At 38.4% G+C, this 16,916-nt stretch carries 17 protein-coding genes, 3 tRNA genes and 1 pseudogene; 12 read left to right on the forward strand and 9 right to left on the reverse strand.

The genetic code is table 11. From position 1 onward, the window contains the following. Window positions 1-85: 85 nt before the first annotated feature. From HMPREF2644_RS06610 to HMPREF2644_RS06655, 10 genes are all read left to right on the forward strand, one after another. The gene (locus HMPREF2644_RS06610; RefSeq protein ID WP_038440444.1) at window positions 86-664 is read left to right on the forward strand and encodes an NAD(P)H-dependent oxidoreductase; all 579 of its coding nucleotides are present in this window, start codon (window positions 86-88) and stop codon (window positions 662-664) included. A 277-nt stretch (window positions 665-941) separates the two neighbouring features. Then, window positions 942-1,658 carry an MgtC/SapB family protein gene (locus HMPREF2644_RS06615; RefSeq protein WP_038440447.1) on the forward strand — a complete coding sequence of 239 codons (717 nt, stop codon included), beginning with the start codon at window positions 942-944 and terminating at the stop codon, window positions 1,656-1,658. Window positions 1,659-1,823: 165 nt separating this feature from the next. Next, window positions 1,824-2,939, forward strand: a complete 1,116-nt coding sequence (gene asd, locus HMPREF2644_RS06620) for an aspartate-semialdehyde dehydrogenase (protein WP_042594701.1) — start codon at window positions 1,824-1,826, stop codon at window positions 2,937-2,939. A 54-nt stretch (window positions 2,940-2,993) separates the two neighbouring features. Beyond that, window positions 2,994-3,935 (forward strand): alpha/beta fold hydrolase, encoded by a 942-nt coding sequence (locus HMPREF2644_RS06625; RefSeq protein ID WP_042594700.1) that lies wholly within the window; start codon window positions 2,994-2,996, stop codon window positions 3,933-3,935. A 155-nt stretch (window positions 3,936-4,090) separates the two neighbouring features. Beyond that, window positions 4,091-5,191, forward strand: coding sequence for a NapC/NirT family cytochrome c (locus HMPREF2644_RS06630; RefSeq protein ID WP_042594698.1), 1,101 nt, complete (start codon window positions 4,091-4,093; stop codon window positions 5,189-5,191). 28 nt (window positions 5,192-5,219) lie between these two features. After that, on the forward strand, window positions 5,220-7,697 hold the full coding sequence (gene torA / locus HMPREF2644_RS06635) for a trimethylamine-N-oxide reductase TorA (RefSeq protein WP_044332995.1): 2,478 nt from the start codon (window positions 5,220-5,222) through the stop codon (window positions 7,695-7,697). Between the two features lie 291 nt (window positions 7,698-7,988). After that, window positions 7,989-8,082, forward strand: a tRNA-Ser gene (locus HMPREF2644_RS06640). Between the two features lie 20 nt (window positions 8,083-8,102). Next, a tRNA-Arg gene (locus HMPREF2644_RS06645) sits at window positions 8,103-8,179 on the forward strand. A gap of 57 nt (window positions 8,180-8,236) precedes the next feature. Next, window positions 8,237-8,313 (forward strand) — tRNA-Arg (locus HMPREF2644_RS06650). A 95-nt stretch (window positions 8,314-8,408) separates the two neighbouring features. Continuing rightward, window positions 8,409-8,720 carry a DUF5389 family protein gene (locus tag HMPREF2644_RS06655; protein ID WP_005665148.1) on the forward strand — a complete coding sequence of 104 codons (312 nt, stop codon included), beginning with the start codon at window positions 8,409-8,411 and terminating at the stop codon, window positions 8,718-8,720. A 39-nt stretch (window positions 8,721-8,759) separates the two neighbouring features. Here the strand turns inward: HMPREF2644_RS06655 and glmU are convergent, their stop codons facing one another. From glmU to hflD, 5 genes are all read right to left on the reverse strand, one after another. Further along, entirely contained in the window at window positions 8,760-10,130 is a 1,371-nt protein-coding gene (gene glmU / locus HMPREF2644_RS06660; protein ID WP_044332992.1) for a bifunctional UDP-N-acetylglucosamine diphosphorylase/glucosamine-1-phosphate N-acetyltransferase GlmU, read from the reverse strand. 159 nt (window positions 10,131-10,289) lie between these two features. Next, complete coding sequence (rplL, locus tag HMPREF2644_RS06665; protein ID WP_005650892.1) at window positions 10,290-10,661, reverse strand: 50S ribosomal protein L7/L12; 372 nt, start codon at window positions 10,659-10,661, stop codon at window positions 10,290-10,292. Window positions 10,662-10,715: 54 nt separating this feature from the next. Continuing rightward, the gene (gene rplJ, locus HMPREF2644_RS06670; RefSeq protein WP_005626605.1) at window positions 10,716-11,207 is read right to left on the reverse strand and encodes a 50S ribosomal protein L10; all 492 of its coding nucleotides are present in this window, start codon (window positions 11,205-11,207) and stop codon (window positions 10,716-10,718) included. Between the two features lie 271 nt (window positions 11,208-11,478). Further along, complete coding sequence (gene purB, locus HMPREF2644_RS06675) at window positions 11,479-12,849, reverse strand: adenylosuccinate lyase (protein WP_042593987.1); 1,371 nt, start codon at window positions 12,847-12,849, stop codon at window positions 11,479-11,481. Window positions 12,850-12,871: 22 nt separating this feature from the next. Next, a complete protein-coding gene (gene hflD, locus HMPREF2644_RS06680) occupies window positions 12,872-13,489 on the reverse strand; it encodes a high frequency lysogenization protein HflD (RefSeq protein WP_042593986.1) in 618 nt (205 codons plus the stop codon). Between the two features lie 128 nt (window positions 13,490-13,617). Between hflD and trpS the strand changes: the two genes are divergently transcribed. Both trpS and HMPREF2644_RS06690 read left to right on the forward strand, forming a co-directional pair. Beyond that, on the forward strand, window positions 13,618-14,622 hold the full coding sequence (gene trpS, locus HMPREF2644_RS06685; RefSeq protein WP_038440474.1) for a tryptophan--tRNA ligase: 1,005 nt from the start codon (window positions 13,618-13,620) through the stop codon (window positions 14,620-14,622). Between the two features lie 21 nt (window positions 14,623-14,643). After that, complete coding sequence (locus HMPREF2644_RS06690) at window positions 14,644-14,934, forward strand: YfcZ/YiiS family protein (RefSeq protein ID WP_005636074.1); 291 nt, start codon at window positions 14,644-14,646, stop codon at window positions 14,932-14,934. A 48-nt stretch (window positions 14,935-14,982) separates the two neighbouring features. Here the strand turns inward: HMPREF2644_RS06690 and dusA are convergent, their stop codons facing one another. The 4 genes and pseudogenes from dusA to HMPREF2644_RS09495 all read right to left on the reverse strand — a co-directional run. After that, window positions 14,983-15,972, reverse strand: a complete 990-nt coding sequence (dusA, locus tag HMPREF2644_RS06695; RefSeq protein WP_038440476.1) for a tRNA dihydrouridine(20/20a) synthase DusA — start codon at window positions 15,970-15,972, stop codon at window positions 14,983-14,985. A 2-nt stretch (window positions 15,973-15,974) separates the two neighbouring features. Continuing rightward, window positions 15,975-16,151: a hypothetical protein gene (locus HMPREF2644_RS09430; protein WP_005688121.1), complete on the reverse strand. Its 177-nt coding sequence runs from the start codon at window positions 16,149-16,151 to the stop codon at window positions 15,975-15,977. Next, window positions 16,148-16,435, reverse strand: a complete 288-nt coding sequence (locus HMPREF2644_RS09435; RefSeq protein ID WP_229380874.1) for a chloride channel protein — start codon at window positions 16,433-16,435, stop codon at window positions 16,148-16,150. The genes HMPREF2644_RS09430 and HMPREF2644_RS09435 overlap by 4 nt, the downstream gene beginning before the upstream one ends. A gap of 43 nt (window positions 16,436-16,478) precedes the next feature. Continuing rightward, window positions 16,479-16,715 (reverse strand): annotated as a pseudogene (locus HMPREF2644_RS09495) (chloride channel protein EriC); the annotation flags it as partial. Window positions 16,716-16,916 lie beyond the last annotated feature (201 nt).

A 16,916-nucleotide genomic window follows, 5' to 3' on the forward strand; every position in this document is an offset into this window, starting at 1 on the left:
GTTTTTTATTTTTGCACTTTTAAAGTATAAAGTAAAACAGCATAATAAAATCCCTTTTTTAATTATTTATTTTAGGAGCAAAAAGATGAATATTTTATTATTAGACGGCGGTAAGGCGTTTGGTCATTCTCACGGCGAATTGAACCACACGCTTCACAAAAAAGCGAAAGAAGTTTTGACCGCACTTGGACACAATGTCAAAGAAACTGTAATTGATGCTGGTTATGACGTTGAAGCTGAAATCGAAAAATTCTTGTGGATGGATGCCGTGATTTGGCAAATGCCGAGCTGGTGGATGCATGAGCCTTGGACAGTGAAAAAATACATAGACGAAGTATTAACCAGTGGGCACGGCAAGTTATATCACAGTGATGGCAGACACAGCGTTAATCCAACCGAGGGCTATGGCACAGGCGGCTTATTGCAAGGAAAAAAACACATGCTTTCACTGACTTGGAATGCACCGATTGAAGCCTTTACTCGCGAAGGCGATTTCTTTGAAGGCAAAGGCGTGGATGTTTTGTATATGCATTTCCACAAACTCAACGAGTTCCTCGGTTTGACTCGCCTGCCGACATTCTTATGTAACGATGTGGTTAAAAGTCCGCAAGTAGAACAATACTTAGCAGACTACCAAGCACACTTGGAAAAAGTGTTCGGCTAATAAAAAAATCCATCTTCAATACGAAGATGGATTTTTTGTTTATTTCGTTAAGATTCGTTCAGAATCGACTAAGTTTTTTGGGCAGCCAAGGCTTACAAAGCCAATGCTTGGGGTTGAATTTTGCATAAAATAACCGTTCTTTCGCTCTATAAAATTTCAAACGCAAGATTCTACTCAATTTTCGCAAGAAAGGCGATAAATTAAAGGCTTGGAAGGGTAAAGATTTTAAGCTAAGTGATGTAGAATAGACGAGTATGTCGGACTTATTTTTATCATTATGGAAAATTCATCTTTACTTTTAACCGCACTTTTCGATCCTGATCACTTAATTATTTTTAGCAAAATGCTATTAGCGATGGTGCTTGGCAGTATTATTGGCTTAGAACGTGAACTTAAACGTAAGCCTGTGGGTGTAAAAACTTGCGCCATTATTGCCGTTACCACTTGTGTGCTAACCATTGTTTCAATTCAAGCCGCAGAGCATTATGCACAAGTTTCAGAAAATATTCGTACGGATCCGATGCGCCTTGCGGCTCAAGTGATTAGTGGCATCGGTTTTTTAGGTGCTGGTGTGATTTTGCATAAGAAAAATGATGCGATTTCAGGTTTAACCACTGCGGCGATTATTTGGGCTTCTGCGGGGATCGGTATTGCTGCTGGGGCGGGTTTCGTGTTTGATGCGGTCATCGCCACTGTGATGATTTTGGTGTCTATTCGATTAAGTCCGTTGGTTCAACGTTGGGTTCATCGTAAATCACAACGTCGTCGGACGAAATTCAATATTCTTGTCAATGATGCGGAAAGCATAGGGAAAGTTACCCAATTGTTAGTAAATAATCAGTATCGTATTGAACATATACAAGTCAAAGATCAAAGTAGTGGAGAAGTGCGGTTACAAATTCGTTGCTTTTCCATTGATTCCACAATGTTGAAAGATGCGTATGCTTTACTTAAAGCAGAAGATGGCGTAATAAGTGTTGAAGTAGATAACTAGAAAAAGAGTGATTAAATTAAATTTTCTTTTAAATTAACCACACTTTTTTATTTTTTATTTAATTTCTTTCACAAAAGATCAATTTTCATTAAAAATACTTGATTTTGCTAACGCTATCTTGTAATTAATAATGCTATTCAAGCACAACAAACTAAGGAAACAACAATGAAAAATGTAGGCTTTATCGGCTGGCGCGGAATGGTGGGTTCCGTATTAATGGATCGTATGTCGCAGGAAAATGATTTTGAAAATCTTAATCCCGTATTTTTTACAACTTCACAAGCAGGTCAAAAAGCACCTGTATTTGGTGGCAAGGATGCAGGCGACCTGAAAAGTGCATTCGATATTGAAGAACTTAAAAAATTAGACATTATCGTGACTTGCCAAGGTGGCGATTACACCAATGAAGTCTATCCAAAATTAAAAGCAACAGGCTGGGATGGTTATTGGGTTGATGCAGCGTCTGCACTACGTATGAAAGATGATGCAATTATCGTACTTGATCCAGTAAACCAACACGTGATTTCTGAAGGTTTGAAAAAAGGCATTAAAACCTTCGTGGGCGGTAACTGTACCGTAAGCTTAATGTTAATGGCTATCGGCGGTCTATTTGAAAAAGATTTGGTGGAATGGATTTCTGTGGCAACTTATCAAGCGGCTTCAGGTGCTGGCGCAAAAAATATGCGTGAATTACTTTCACAAATGGGTTTATTAGAACAAGCAGTTTCAAGTGAATTAAAAGACCCTGCTTCATCTATTTTAGATATTGAACGTAAAGTGACTGCAAAAATGCGTGCTGATAATTTCCCAACGGATAACTTTGGCGCGGCATTGGGCGGTAGCTTAATCCCTTGGATTGACAAACTTCTTCCTGAAACAGGGCAAACTAAAGAAGAATGGAAAGGTTATGCAGAAACCAACAAAATTTTAGGTTTAAGCGACAATCCAATTCCTGTTGATGGTTTATGTGTGCGTATCGGTGCATTACGTTGCCACAGCCAAGCGTTTACCATTAAATTGAAAAAAGACTTACCATTAGAAGAAATCGAACAAATTATTGCATCACATAATGAATGGGTAAAAGTAATTCCAAATGACAAAGAAACCACATTACGTGAATTAACGCCAGCGAAAGTAACAGGTACATTAAGCGTGCCAGTGGGGCGTTTACGTAAATTGGCTATGGGGCCTGAATATTTGGCAGCTTTTACCGTGGGTGACCAATTATTATGGGGTGCGGCAGAGCCAGTTCGCCGTATCTTAAAACAATTAGTGGCATAAATTTTACTTTCACTACAAAGGGCGTATTTACTACGCCCTTTTCATTAAAAAATTATGATCAGAGAACCTTATTTTCATCAATTTGCTCTTGCAGAATTATTGCCTTTTTTTGAGCAATTTCCTACCCAATATCTTTCTGGTAAACGAAATATAAAATTAGCTTATCGTCATTTGATTCAACCTGAAAGTGCGGTCAGAAAATTGATGATTTTAGTAAATGGTCGAGCAGAAAATATGCTGAAATGGTCAGAGCTCGCTTATGATTTTTATCATCAAGGTTATGATGTATTGCTATTTGATCATCGCGGTCAAGGCTATTCACAGCGTATTATTCCTCAAAAAGGGCATTTAGACGAATTTCGTTTCTATGTCGATGATATGGCGAAAATCATCGAAAAAGTAACCGCACTTTTCAGCTATTCAACGCAGCATTTGCTTGCTCATTCAATGGGCGCATTGATTGCAACCTATTATTTGGCAAATTATGATCATCACATTAATAAAGCGGTACTTTCTTCGCCCTTTTACGGTATTCTTTTAAAACATCCCATTAGAGATGAACTGATTATTGCCCTAATGAATATTTTAGGACAAGGCGAGCGTTATGTTTTTGGTAAAGGGCCTTATCAACAAGCCCACTTGGAATACAATGAATTAACTTTCTGTAAAACCAGAATGAAATGGATGAATCGTGTAAATCGTAAAAATCCAGCAATTAATCTTGGTGGGCCAACATTCCGTTGGGTACATTTGTGTTTGAACGCAATTAAACGCTTGCCGAAAGTTATTCCTAAGATTGAAATTCCAATCCTAATTTTACAAGCCGAAAAAGAAAAAATAGTAGATAACAACAATCTTGAAAAATTAACCGCACTTTTTCCGAATGCTAGATGTGAAGTCATATTAAATGCTAAACATGAGGTGTTATTTGAAAAAGATAATGTTCGAAGAAATGTACTTAAAAGTGTTAATCATTTTCTAAATGTGCAAAGTTGATACTAATCGTTATTTATTGATTTATATAATATTTTTCTTCAGCTTATAACATTTTTTCTTGAGAAATATCATAGTTTTTGATTTACAAAACCTCTACAATCAACCCTAACTATAAGTAGTTAGGGTTGTTTTTTTATTATTTTATTGGAGTGGCTATGTCAAAAATGAAAAAAATAGTAACCGCACTTTGTTTAGTCGGTGTTGGTGCAACTGCCTTATTGGGTTCTCAGTGGATAATGCACAAAACGAGTACACCAGAGTTTTGTGCTAGTTGTCATTCAATGAGTTATCCACAACAGGAGTGGGAAGGTTCTAGCCATTTTGCTAATGCAAAAGGGGTTAGAGCACAATGTTCAGATTGTCATATTCCAAAAGAAGGTTGGCATTATGTCAAGGCTAAATTTATTGCTTTAAAAGACTTGTGGTATGAAGCACAAGGTAAGATTGAGAATAAAGAAAAATATGAAGCTCATCGTGCAGAAATGGCACAACGAGTGTGGAAGGATATGAAAGCCAATGATTCAGAAACCTGTCGTAGCTGTCACAGTTTTGATGCAATGGAGCTTTCAAAACAAACTAAATTAGCAAAACAAACTCATACGGAGGCGCAAACAAACGGTCAAACTTGTATTGATTGTCACAAGGGCATTGTTCACTTCCTACCTGAAGTGCATGGCGATCAAAATACACAAAAATCCTCTGCAGTACAAGGTGGTACTCTCTCTGATGGCTCAGCTATTTTTGCCACTGAAATGGTGAAAGCGACCAATGATAAAGGAAATGAGGTTCGCTTAATGCCTTATGCTGAATTAATGCAATGGAAAGTAAATGGTGATCAAATTCAAGGTACTTTACATGGTTGGCAACAAGTGGGGGCTGAAGCAGTTGTGTATCAAGAATTAGGTAAACGTATCACGCTTGCTTTAATGGACGAAGATGCACGTAATCATGTTCAAGTATTAAAAACAGTTCATGATGCAGTAACAGATTCTGATTGGAAAGAAATCAGTGTTGCGGTGAATGTAGCTAAAGAAAAAATGACATCAGATTTAACCACGCTTAATCAATACGGTAATCAGTTAAACCAAACTCAATGTAGTGGTTGTCACGCAGCAATTGGTGCAGATCATTACACGGCTAACCAATGGATTGGTGTGGTGAATTCTATGAAAGACCGTACATCAATGAAAAAAGATGAAGTACGTGCATTAACTATTTATCTGCAACGCAATGCCAAAGATATGGCAAAACAATAATGAATTAACTATCTAAAACGAGGCTGAAATGAAAAAGAATAACGTAAATGAACAACGTCGTGATTTTCTGAAAAAAACATCTTTAGGCGTGGCTGGTAGTGCCCTTTCTGGTGGTATGGTGGGCGTTGTATCAAAAAGTGCGGTAGCAAAAGAAGCTGAAATGAAAACGGTAGTGACTGCCGCTCACTGGGGATCTATTGGGGTTGTTGTACAAGATGGTAAGGTCGTGAAATCTGGTCCTGCTATTGAGCCTGCAGTGCCGAACGAATTGCAAACAGTTGTTGCCGATCAATTGTATAGCGAAGCTCGCGTGAAATATCCAATGGTGCGTAAAGGCTTTTTAGCTAATCCAGGAAAAAGCGATACTACAATGCGTGGTCGTGATGAATGGGTGCGCGTTTCTTGGGATGAAGCGTTAGATTTAGTACACAATCAGCTTAAACGTGTGCGTGACGAACATGGATCAACAGGTATTTTTGCTGGTTCTTATGGTTGGTTTAGTTGCGGTTCATTACATGCATCTCGTACGTTATTACAGCGTTACATGAACGCTACAGGTGGTTTTGTGGGACACAAAGGGGATTACTCTACGGGTGCTGCACAAGTAATTATGCCACATGTATTAGGCACGATTGAGGTGTACGAACAACAAACCAGCTGGGAATCCATATTAGAAAGTAGTGATATTATTGTGCTTTGGTCTGCAAATCCACTCACAACAATGCGTATTGCTTGGATGTCCACTGACCAAAAAGGGATTGAATATTTCAATAAATTCCAAGCGAGTGGTAAACGTATTATTTGTATCGACCCACAAAAAAGCGAAACTTGCCAAATGTTGAATGCAGAATGGATTCCAGTGAATACAGCAACGGATGTGCCATTAATGCTTGGTATTGCGCATACTTTAGTTGAACAAGGCAAGCACGATAAAGATTTCTTGAAAAAATATACGTCAGGTTACGCTAAATTCGAAGAATATTTATTAGGTAAAACTGATGGACAGCCAAAAACAGCGGAATGGGCGGCTAAAATTTGTGGTGTGCCAGCAGAAACCATTAAGCAACTTGCAGCTGATTTCTCCAGTAAACGTACCATGTTAATGGGTGGCTGGGGGATGCAACGCCAACGCCATGGTGAACAAACCCACTGGATGTTAGTAACCCTTGCATCTATGTTAGGACAAATTGGGTTACCGGGTGGCGGTTTTGGCTTGAGTTATCATTATTCAAATGGTGGGGTACCAACGGCGACAGGCGGTATTATCGGCTCAATTACGGCAAGTCCATCAGGCAAAGCGGGGGCAAAAACATGGTTGGATGATACGTCTAAATCCGCGTTCCCATTAGCGCGTATTGCTGATGTGTTACTCCATCCAGGCAAAAAGATTCAGTATAACGGTACTGAAATTACTTATCCTGACATCAAAGCGGTATATTGGGCAGGTGGTAACCCGTTTGTTCACCATCAAGATACCAATACCTTAGTGAAAGCTTTCCAGAAACCTGATGTAGTGATTGTCAATGAGGTGAACTGGACGCCAACTGCACGCATGGCAGATATTGTGTTACCAGCTACGACGAGTTATGAACGTAATGACTTAACCATGGCTGGCGACTACTCTATGATGAGTGTTTACCCGATGAAACAAGTGGTTCCACCACAATTTGAAGCAAAAAATGACTACGATATTTTCGTTGAGCTTGCTAAACGTGCCGGTGTGGAAGAACAATACACTGAAGGTAAAACTGAAATGGAGTGGCTGGAAGAATTCTATAATGCAGCCTTTAGTGCTGCACGTGCAAATCGTGTAGCAATGCCACGTTTTGACAAATTCTGGGCAGAAAATAAACCATTAAGTTTTGAGGCGGGTGAAGCTGCGAAGAAATGGGTGCGTTATGGTGAATTCCGTGAAGATCCATTGCTCAATCCGCTTGGCACACCGTCAGGTAAAATTGAAATTTTCTCTGATGTTGTTGAGAAAATGAATTATAACGATTGTAAGGGGCATCCTAGTTGGATGGAACCTGAAGAGTTTGCGGGTAATGTGACGGAAGAATATCCGTTAGCTTTAGTGACACCACATCCTTACTATCGTTTACACAGTCAATTGGCGCATACTTCATTACGTCAAAAATATGCGGTAAATGATCGTGAGCCAGTGATGGTTCACCCTGAAGATGCGGCTACTCGTGGTATTAAAGACGGTGATATTGTTCGCATTCATAGTAAACGAGGCCAAGTGCTTGCAGGTGCAGTTGTAACAGAAAATATCATTAAAGGTACTGTCGCCCTCCACGAAGGAGCATGGTATGACCCAATGGACTTAGGTGAAAGTGAAAAACCATTGTGTAAAAATGGTTGCCCGAACGTATTAACACGCGATGAAGGCACATCTAAATTGGCACAAGGAAATTCACCAAATACTTGTATCGTTCAGATTGAGAAATTTATAGGCGTAGCACCAGAAGTTACGGTATTTAAACAACCTAAACAGGTGGCGTAAAACTATTAAAACTATTAAAAATATAACCGCACTTCAAAAAGTGCGGTTCTTTTTTTAATAATAGAACGAAGGGGCATTAACAGCACTAAATTCTAAACATGAGATGTTATTTGAGCAAGATGAATTAAGACGGGAAACAATATCTAAGATTTTAGTATTTTTGAATGATGAGTAGATTTTTATTCAATAATATATTTATATGTGTAGATAAAATATTCAAACAAAGGTGTTTTTCAAAAAATGGTTTGACATATTTTCTAAAAAACGTATTATACCGCTCACACTGATTGTGGTGAGATGGCCGAGCAGGCTGAAGGCGCTCCCCTGCTAAGGGAGTATGGGGTTAAAAGCTCCATCGAGGGTTCGAATCCCTCTCTCACCGCCATTGTTTGTTTTATTTATTCTGCACCCATAGCTCAGCTGGATAGAGTACTCGGCTACGAACCGAGCGGTCAGAGGTTCGAATCCTCTCGGGTGCGCCATTTTTAAAGCGACTCTATCTTACTAAAGTGGTTATGAATAATTAAAGCATCATCTACGCACCCGTAGCTCAGCTGGATAGAGTACTCGGCTACGAACCGAGCGGTCAAAGGTTCGAATCCTTTCGGGTGCGCCATTTCTACATTGTTACTTTCATTAAAATATTCTTTACTATTCAACATATTTATTATATTTCTTTCTTGTATCTATTTATTTTTAATTATTTAAAATATGAAAAAACAATCTTTACCAACTAAATTTAGTCCATTTGCTTGGGGTCTTGCTGCCTTTTGTTCGCCTATATTATTGTGTCCAATGGCATTATTAATTTCTACAGCATTTAGTAAAAATCCCTATCTATCAAGTTGGCAAATCAATTTATTTTCAACGCTTTTTTGGGTTTATCCCTTTATTCTAGCTGTTACAGCTAGAATGCTATACCGTCTTCATCAACATAAACCTAAACTAGCAAATAAATTATTAACATTAAGTGCGGTCATTTTTTATGTGATTTTAATTACGATTTGTAAAATTGGTTTATAAAAAAATCCTACGATAATACGTAGGATTTTTTATGCTATTTTATTTTTTCTTTATTGGTCGTTGCCAACCTTGAATATGTCGTTGAGCAACTCTTGTAATCACTAATTCATTTTCGCCAACATCACGTGTAATTGTAGTCCCAGCACCAATAGTTGCACCATTTGCGACTTTCACTGGCGCGACTAATTGTGTATCAGATCCCACAAATACATCATTACCGATGATCGTTTTAAATTTATTTGCACCATCGTAGTTGCAGGTTATGACACCCGCTCCAATATTACAATTTGAGCCAATTTCTGAATCGCCAACATAAGTTAGATGATTTACTTTAGAACCTTTACCAACGGTAGATTTTTTAATTTCTACAAAGTTGCCGACATGCGTTTCAGCTGCGAGTTCTGCACCTGGGCGTAAACGAGAAAATGGGCCAATTGCGGCTTTTTCTCCCACTACAGAATCCTCTAGCACTGAATAGGGTTTTATTTCTACATCATTGCCAATAACAACATTTTTCAATACGCAACCTGCGCCAATTTTTACGCGATCACCGAGTTTAACATTACCTTCGATAATAACATTAACATCGATTTCCACATCTTTTCCATGCTCTAATGTTCCACGTAGGTCAAAACGAGCTGGATCGTAGATCATTACGCCTTCAAGTAATAATTTTGAGGCTTGTTTATTTTGGAAATAACGTTCAAGTGCGGCTAATTGTAAGCGATTATTTGCGCCTTCAACTTCCATGACATCTGTTGCTTGTACAGCAACAACTTGACAATTATCTTGATTTGCGAGAGCAATAAGATCCGTTAAGTAATATTCGCCTTGAGCATTATTATTACCTACACGAGCTAGCCATTTTTTGAAACTTGCACCATCAGATACCATAACGCCAGTATTTACTTCTTTAATATTTAGTTGATCTGCATTTGCATCTTTTTGTTCTACAATGGCTACAACGTTCCCATTTTCACGGATAATTCGTCCATAGCCTGTTGGGTTATCTAAATTTACGGTAAGCAATGCAATGCCATTTTCTGGTTTCGCGTCAATTAATTTTTCTAATGTTTCTTTAGTTATTAATGGTGCATCGCCGTAAAGTACAACAATGTTTTCGTTATCTTTAAAGAAAGGTGCTGCTTGTTGAACTGCATGTGCTGTGCCAAGTTGTTCTGTTTGTAATACCCAATTTACTTGTTCATTCGCAAGATGGGTACGCATTAAATCCCCACCGTGACCATAGATTAAATGAATATTTTCTGAGCCTAATTGATGGGCAGTATCAATCACGTGTTTTACCATTGGTTTACCCGCGATTGTATGTAGAACTTTGGGTAAATCAGAATACATACGCGTTCCTTTTCCAGCTGCTAAAATTACCGCACTTAATGCTTTTTTTGTCATAAATTTTCTCTTTATTCATCAATAACAACGGGTAATATTCTATCTTAGAAAGATAGCAAATGGTAAGTTTTTAAGTAAAAGCTATAACAAACTTTTATATAAGAAAAAACCGATGGTTTCCCATCGGTTTTTTGAATTTTAAAGTGGTTAAAATAGAAATTATTTAACTTCTACTTCTGCACCCGCTTCTTCTAATTCTTTCTTAAGTGCTTCAGCTTCTTCTTTAGAAACGCCTTCTTTTAAGTTAGCTGGAGCAGATTCAACTAAATCTTTAGCTTCTTTTAAGCCTAAACCAGTTGCACCACGTACTGCTTTAATTACTGCTACTTTGTTCGCACCTGCAGATTTAAGTACAACGTCGAATTCAGTTTTTTCTTCTGCTGCCGCTGCGCCGCCTGCTGCTGGAGCTGCTGCTACTGCTGCCGCTGCTGAAACACCGAATTTTTCTTCCATCGCTGCGATTAATTCAACGATTTCAGTTACAGTTTTTGAAGCAATCGCTTCAATGATTTGTTCGTTAGTTAATGACATAACAATCAATTCCTAAAATAAATAAAGTTAGATGAAGTAAGAAACGCTTAATGATTAAGCTGCTTCTTGTAATTTGTCGCGTAATGCCGCGAAGGTGCGAGCAAGTTTGCCTGCTGCAGCTTCTTTCATTGTGCCCATTAAACGTGCAATCGCTTCTTCGTAAGTTGGTAATGTTGCCAAGAATTCAACATCTTGGATTTTACCTTCAAAGGCTGCACCTTTAATTTCAAACTTATCGTTTGCTTTAGCAAACTCTTTGAACAAACGAGCAGCTGCGCCCGGGTGTTCGTTAGAGAACGCGATAAGTGTTGGACCTACAAACGTATCTTTTAAGCATTCGTAATCTGTGCCTTCAACTGCGCGACGTAATAAAGTATTACGAACTACACGCATTGTAACGCCAGCTTCACGTGCTGATTTACGTAATTCAGTCATTTTCTCAACAGTTACACCGCGAGAATCCGCGATTACTGCTGAAAGTGCACCTTTGGCTGCTTCATTTACTTCAGCAACAATTGCTTGTTTGTCTTGAAGATTTAATGCCATTGGCTTTTAGCTCCTGAATACACTCCGATTACTCGGAATTAATTTACCTAATCCTAAGACTAGGATGACTTCGGCGCCCAGAAGCAAGAAAAATTCTTATTCTGTTCACCATCTACGTAGGATAATTAAGATTACTCCCCTACGGTCTTGGATGGGGCTTGAATAGGTCAAGCACCAACCAGAAATTTGTTAGATTGACTAACACAGGCACAGGATTATAGAGAAAAGCTATGTTCTTGTAAAGAATATTGTTGAAAAAAGAGCCAAATTCCTATGATAGTTTTTCTACTAATTCCACTGCAGCCCCAATATAAGTAGCAGGTGTTAATTTTTGTAAACGTAATTTTTCTTCTTGTGGAATATCCAACTTATCAATAAATTCACGCATAGCCTGTTCTGTCACTCGTTTACCTCGCGTTAATTCTTTTAATTTTTCGTAAGGTTTTTCTATTCCATAGCGGCGCATTACGGTTTGAATTGGTTCAGCCAAAACTTCCCAGTTTTGATTGAGTTCTTCTAATAAGTGCGGTTGATTTACTTCAAGTTTACTGATGCCTTTGCGTGTTGAAACATAAGCGATCAAACAATAACCTAATCCTACGCCTAAATTACGTAATACAGTTGAATCTGTTAAGTCACGCTGCCAGCGAGAAATTGGTAATTTTTGACCTAAATGGGTCATCACTGCATTGGCTAATCCTAGATTGCCTTCTGAGTTTTCAAAATCAATTGGATTGACTTTGTGTGGCATGGTAGAAGAACCAATTTCACCTGCAATCGTTCGTTGTTTAAAGTGATTTAATGCAATGTATCCCCATAAATCACGATCAAAATCAATGATAATGGTATTAAAGCGAACTACAGCATCAAAAAATTCAGCGATGTAATCGTGCGGCTCAATTTGTGTGGTATAAGGATTCCATTGAATACCTAATGAAGTGACAAATTCTTCGCTGAATTTATGCCAATCAATATTAGGATATGCCGATAAATGCGCATTGTAGTTACCTACTGCACCATTGATTTTACCTAAGATTTCCGCATTTTGGAGTTGTTTAAATTGACGTTTTAGGCGGTAAACGACATTCGCCATTTCTTTGCCCACGGTGCTTGGTGAAGCTGGCTGGCCATGTGTGCGAGAAAGTAATGGAATCGTTTTATATTCTTCTGCAAGACGAGTAATTTCATCAATCAGTTTTTGCCATTCTGGTAAAATCACTTCGTCACGAGCGGTGCTTAACATTAATGCGTGAGAGAGATTGTTAATATCTTCTGAGGTGCAAGCGAAGTGAATGAATTCGGACACGTTCACTAGTTCCACTTCGTTTTGAATTTTCTCTTTCAGAAAATATTCAACGGCCTTTACATCGTGATTGGTTGTGCGTTCAATTTCTTTAATACGCGCAGCATCGGCCTCATTAAAATTAGCCACTATTCCATCTAAAAAAGCATTTGCTTGCATAGAAAATGGCGGTACTTCGCTAATGTCTGCCGTTGAAGCTAATTTTTGTAACCAACGAACTTCCACAGCTACACGGAATTTCATTAACCCGAATTCGCTAAAAATAGCACGTAATGGCGTTACTTTATCTTGATAACGACCATCAAGAGGGGAAAGTGCGGTCAGTGTAGAGAGTTGCATAAATGTTTGCTCCAGAATTGTATTAATAAATAGAAGAATAAATCTGTTTTGCGGCGGCAAGTAATTTTCTGCGGAAAAATAAAATTTGCCATTTTGTTCCGCCCATTTGTTTCCACAGCACGGCAGAGCGAATGCCTGCAAGTAAAACTGCACGGATTTTATTTTGCACGAGTTCTTGTCGCAAATAATCAGGCGAGCCTAGTATGTGAATTTTTTTGCCCAATGGGCTAATAATATCGCTGTAAATATTTGCCATAATAGATAGCATTGTTTCACTATCACGAGCGTAATGAATTTCCTGTTCTTTTAGGCGAGAAATTCGATTGCCTAATGTTTGTTTGGCATCGGGATTTTTCGATAATTTTCCTTCTAATGCTAAAAGGCTTAGCCAATAGCGAGTTAAATTTTGATCGCCTTGCGCGTTGAGCTGATGAATTAAGGTTTCTAGACCTAATTTTAAATGACGAACTTCGCCACCAAAAACATCTTCAATTCGTTGAGGCTGAGTAATGAAAAGGCTATTAAGTGCGGTTAAAAATGTCTCTGAATCTGCTCGACTTTCTGTTGCAAGTTGATGAACCAATTTTGCTGATTGGCACACGCCAGCAAGAGCAAGAACAATATCGTGGTAGTTTTTCATTAGTAAATATTAGGAAAACGTTTCCGTTAAATATAGCATTTTTAACCTAGCTTTTGAACTCGAACATTAAAAAAGCCTAGAGTTTCTGATATGATGTGTGAACAGTTTTAAGGTATTAAGGATTGATTATGGCAAAACCAATTGTTTTTAGTGGCGTGCAGCCTTCTGGTGAATTAACTATCGGAAATTATTTGGGTGCGTTGCGCAACTGGGTGAAAATGCAAGAGGATTATGAATGTATTTTCTGCGTAGTTGATTTACATGCGATCACTGTTCGTCAAGATCCTGTTGCCCTTCGCAAAGCAACCCTTGATGTGCTTGCACTTTATTTAGCGTGCGGAATTGATCCAAATAAAAGTACTATTTTTGTTCAATCTCACGTTCCAGAACACACGCAATTAAGCTGGGTGTTAAACTGTTACACCTATTTCGGTGAAATGAGCCGAATGACGCAATTTAAAGATAAATCAGCGCGTTATGCAGAAAATATTAACGTGGGTTTGTTTGATTACCCAGTGTTAATGGCGGCGGATATTTTACTTTATCAAGCAAAAAGCGTGCCTGTTGGCGATGACCAAAAACAACACTTAGAAATTACGCGTGATATTGCAAACCGCTTTAATGCGCTTTATGGCAATATTTTCACTATTCCTGAAATTTTCATTGGAAAAGCAGGCGCGCGTATTATGTCATTGCAAGATCCTGAAAAGAAAATGTCAAAATCAGATGATAACCGCAACAACGTGGTGACACTTTTAGAAGATCCAAAATCTGTGGCGAAGAAAATTAAACGTGCCGTAACGGATTCAGATGAGCCGCCTGTTGTTCGTTATGATGTGCAAAATAAAGCGGGAGTATCCAATCTTTTAGATATTCTTTCTGCGGTTACAGATAAGCCAATAGCTGATCTTGAAAAAGAATTTGAAGGTAAAATGTACGGACATTTAAAAACTGCAGTAGCGGATGAAGTCTCAACCTTACTTACTGGTTTACAAGAGCGTTTCCATCAATATCGTAATGATGAAGCTTTATTAGATAATATCTTACGACAAGGTGCGGAAAAAGCGCGTGCAAAAGCTCAAGAAACCTTGGCTAAAGTGTATGAAGCAGTGGGTTTTGTCGCTGCAAAATAATCTGAATAAAAGGATAATATTATGGCAATTCAAACTGAAAAACCGATTGAATGTGTAGGTTGTAATACTTTTGATATGAAATCACTTTTCGATAATCGTGATTGTAGTCAGGTTATTGAATATATTTATGACAGTGAAGAACAAGCTCAAGAAGCACTCGCATTTTTTACTCAGAAAGCGCGTGATGTAGAAAGTGAACCTTGTGAAATTCAATCTGAAATTACAAAAGTGGATGATGGCTATTTATTAAAGGCAGATTTCACTTTCTGTTGCCAAGCTGAATTGGTGATTTTTCAAATGCGTATTGCGTAAGAAAAACAGCTGAAAAATAGGCCGCACTTTTGCGGCTTATTTTGTTTTTTAGGATTCGTTTTCTACAAAGCTTAGGGCGGTTTCAACCACTTCAACTCCCGCACCTTGTTTAAACGCATTTTCGCTTAAATAGCGTCGCCATTGACGGGCACCTTTGCAATTTTGGAATGCGCCTAGCATATGGCGGACGATATGATTAAGGTGTATTCCTTGGTTAAGTTGTTGTTCAATATAAGGAAGCATTGACTGTACCGCTTCATGAGCGGTAACAATTGCAGCGTTAGGATCAAATAAGGCTTGGTCAATTTGCCCAAGTAAACTTGGATTTTGATAGGCCTCTCGCCCAACCATCACGCCGTCCACATATTGCAAATGTTGTTTCATTTCTTCAATGGTTTTTATGCCGCCATTAATTGCGATAGTTAGATGTGGAAAATCACGTTTTAGTTGATACACTCGAGCATAATCTAATGGTGGAATTTCTCGATTTTCTTTGGGACTTAACCCTGAAAGCCAAGCTTTTCGTGCATGGATAATAAACTCTTGGCAACCTTTTCCTTGAACCTTCTCAATAAAATCACATAAAAATTCATAGCTGTCTAATTCATCAATACCAATACGTGTTTTCACTGTGACTGGAATTTTGACCGCACTTTGCATTTGTTCTACACAGTCGGCCACCAAATCTGCTTTCGCCATTAAGCAGGCGCCAAACATTCCATTTTGTACGCGATCAGAAGGGCATCCTACATTAAGATTAATTTCGTGATAACCTCGTTCCTCAGCAAGTTTTGCACAATATTTGAGTTGTTCAGGATCACTTCCTCCCAGCTGTAACGCAACGGGATTTTCTTGTAAATCAAAATCCAAGTGATCGTATTTGGCATGGATAATCGCAGGCGCAGTGACCATTTCGGTGTAAAGTAATGCGTGCTTTGAAAATTGGCGATGAAAATAACGACAATGGCGTGTTGTCCAATCTAACATTGGCGCAACAGAAAAACGGCCGCGGTAAAAGTGCGGTAGATTTTGAGGCATTTTTATTTCTCTTGTTTGGTTTTGCTGCGTAATTCTTCGGCTTGACGAGCTTGCATTTGCTGGCGAAAACGGCCTGCAGCAAAGTGGTAAAATGGTTTAGGACTAAATTGGCGCGAGATTATGGATGCAATAATGCTGGAAATCAAGAGCCAAATGAGAACGAGTTGCGCGCCTGTCATTTCCACTCCAACAGTGCGGCAAGCACTAAACCCAATAATAAAGCAATATAAATAGGATGTTGGCGAACCCAGCCACGCCATTTTTCAGGTGATAATCCTGCGATACCTTTTGCTAATAATCGTCCAAATATGCCACCTAGAATGCCATAACCCACCCCACAAATTGCAAGCCAAAGATAGAGACAAGAAACCGATGTTGCCCCTTGATAACGTGGAAAATAAGGGCTGTTTCCTTGAATCGCGACAAGAATAAAACCAGTAGCTAATACGCCCAACTGATACACCGATAAGCATAGCCAAAAAGGTAAGAGGAATTTTCCAAATAGTTTGGCTGAATTCAACTAATTTGGTTTTATAGCTACTATGAGGAAGATTAATTGATGCAATCACTTGTGGAATACCACTTCCTCCAACATATGGAGTATATTTTTTCGTAAACCAAGTCAGGCAAGCCATGCCTATGATTAGGCAGATAAATTCTAAACTTTTGTGGGAAATTCTGTATGTTTGACGTAATTTCTTATGGAAAAAATAGCGTAAGTGAAATTTGAGTGGACATAACATAGTAGTTTATTTGATTAATGCCAATTAATTAAAAATTATAGAAGTGTCATTTATAAGGAGCAATGTATTTATTGTTCTAGGAATCAAATAAATGACTTATTATCTAAAATCTATTAACTTAATAAATATTTAAACGAATTATCAAATATAGAATAAAAAAGTGCGGAGAATTTTCTCCGCACTTTTCTTTTTACTTCTTCT

The sequence above is a fragment of the Haemophilus sp. HMSC071C11 genome (assembly GCF_001837655.1).
GTDB lineage: Bacteria > Pseudomonadota > Gammaproteobacteria > Enterobacterales > Pasteurellaceae > Haemophilus > Haemophilus influenzae.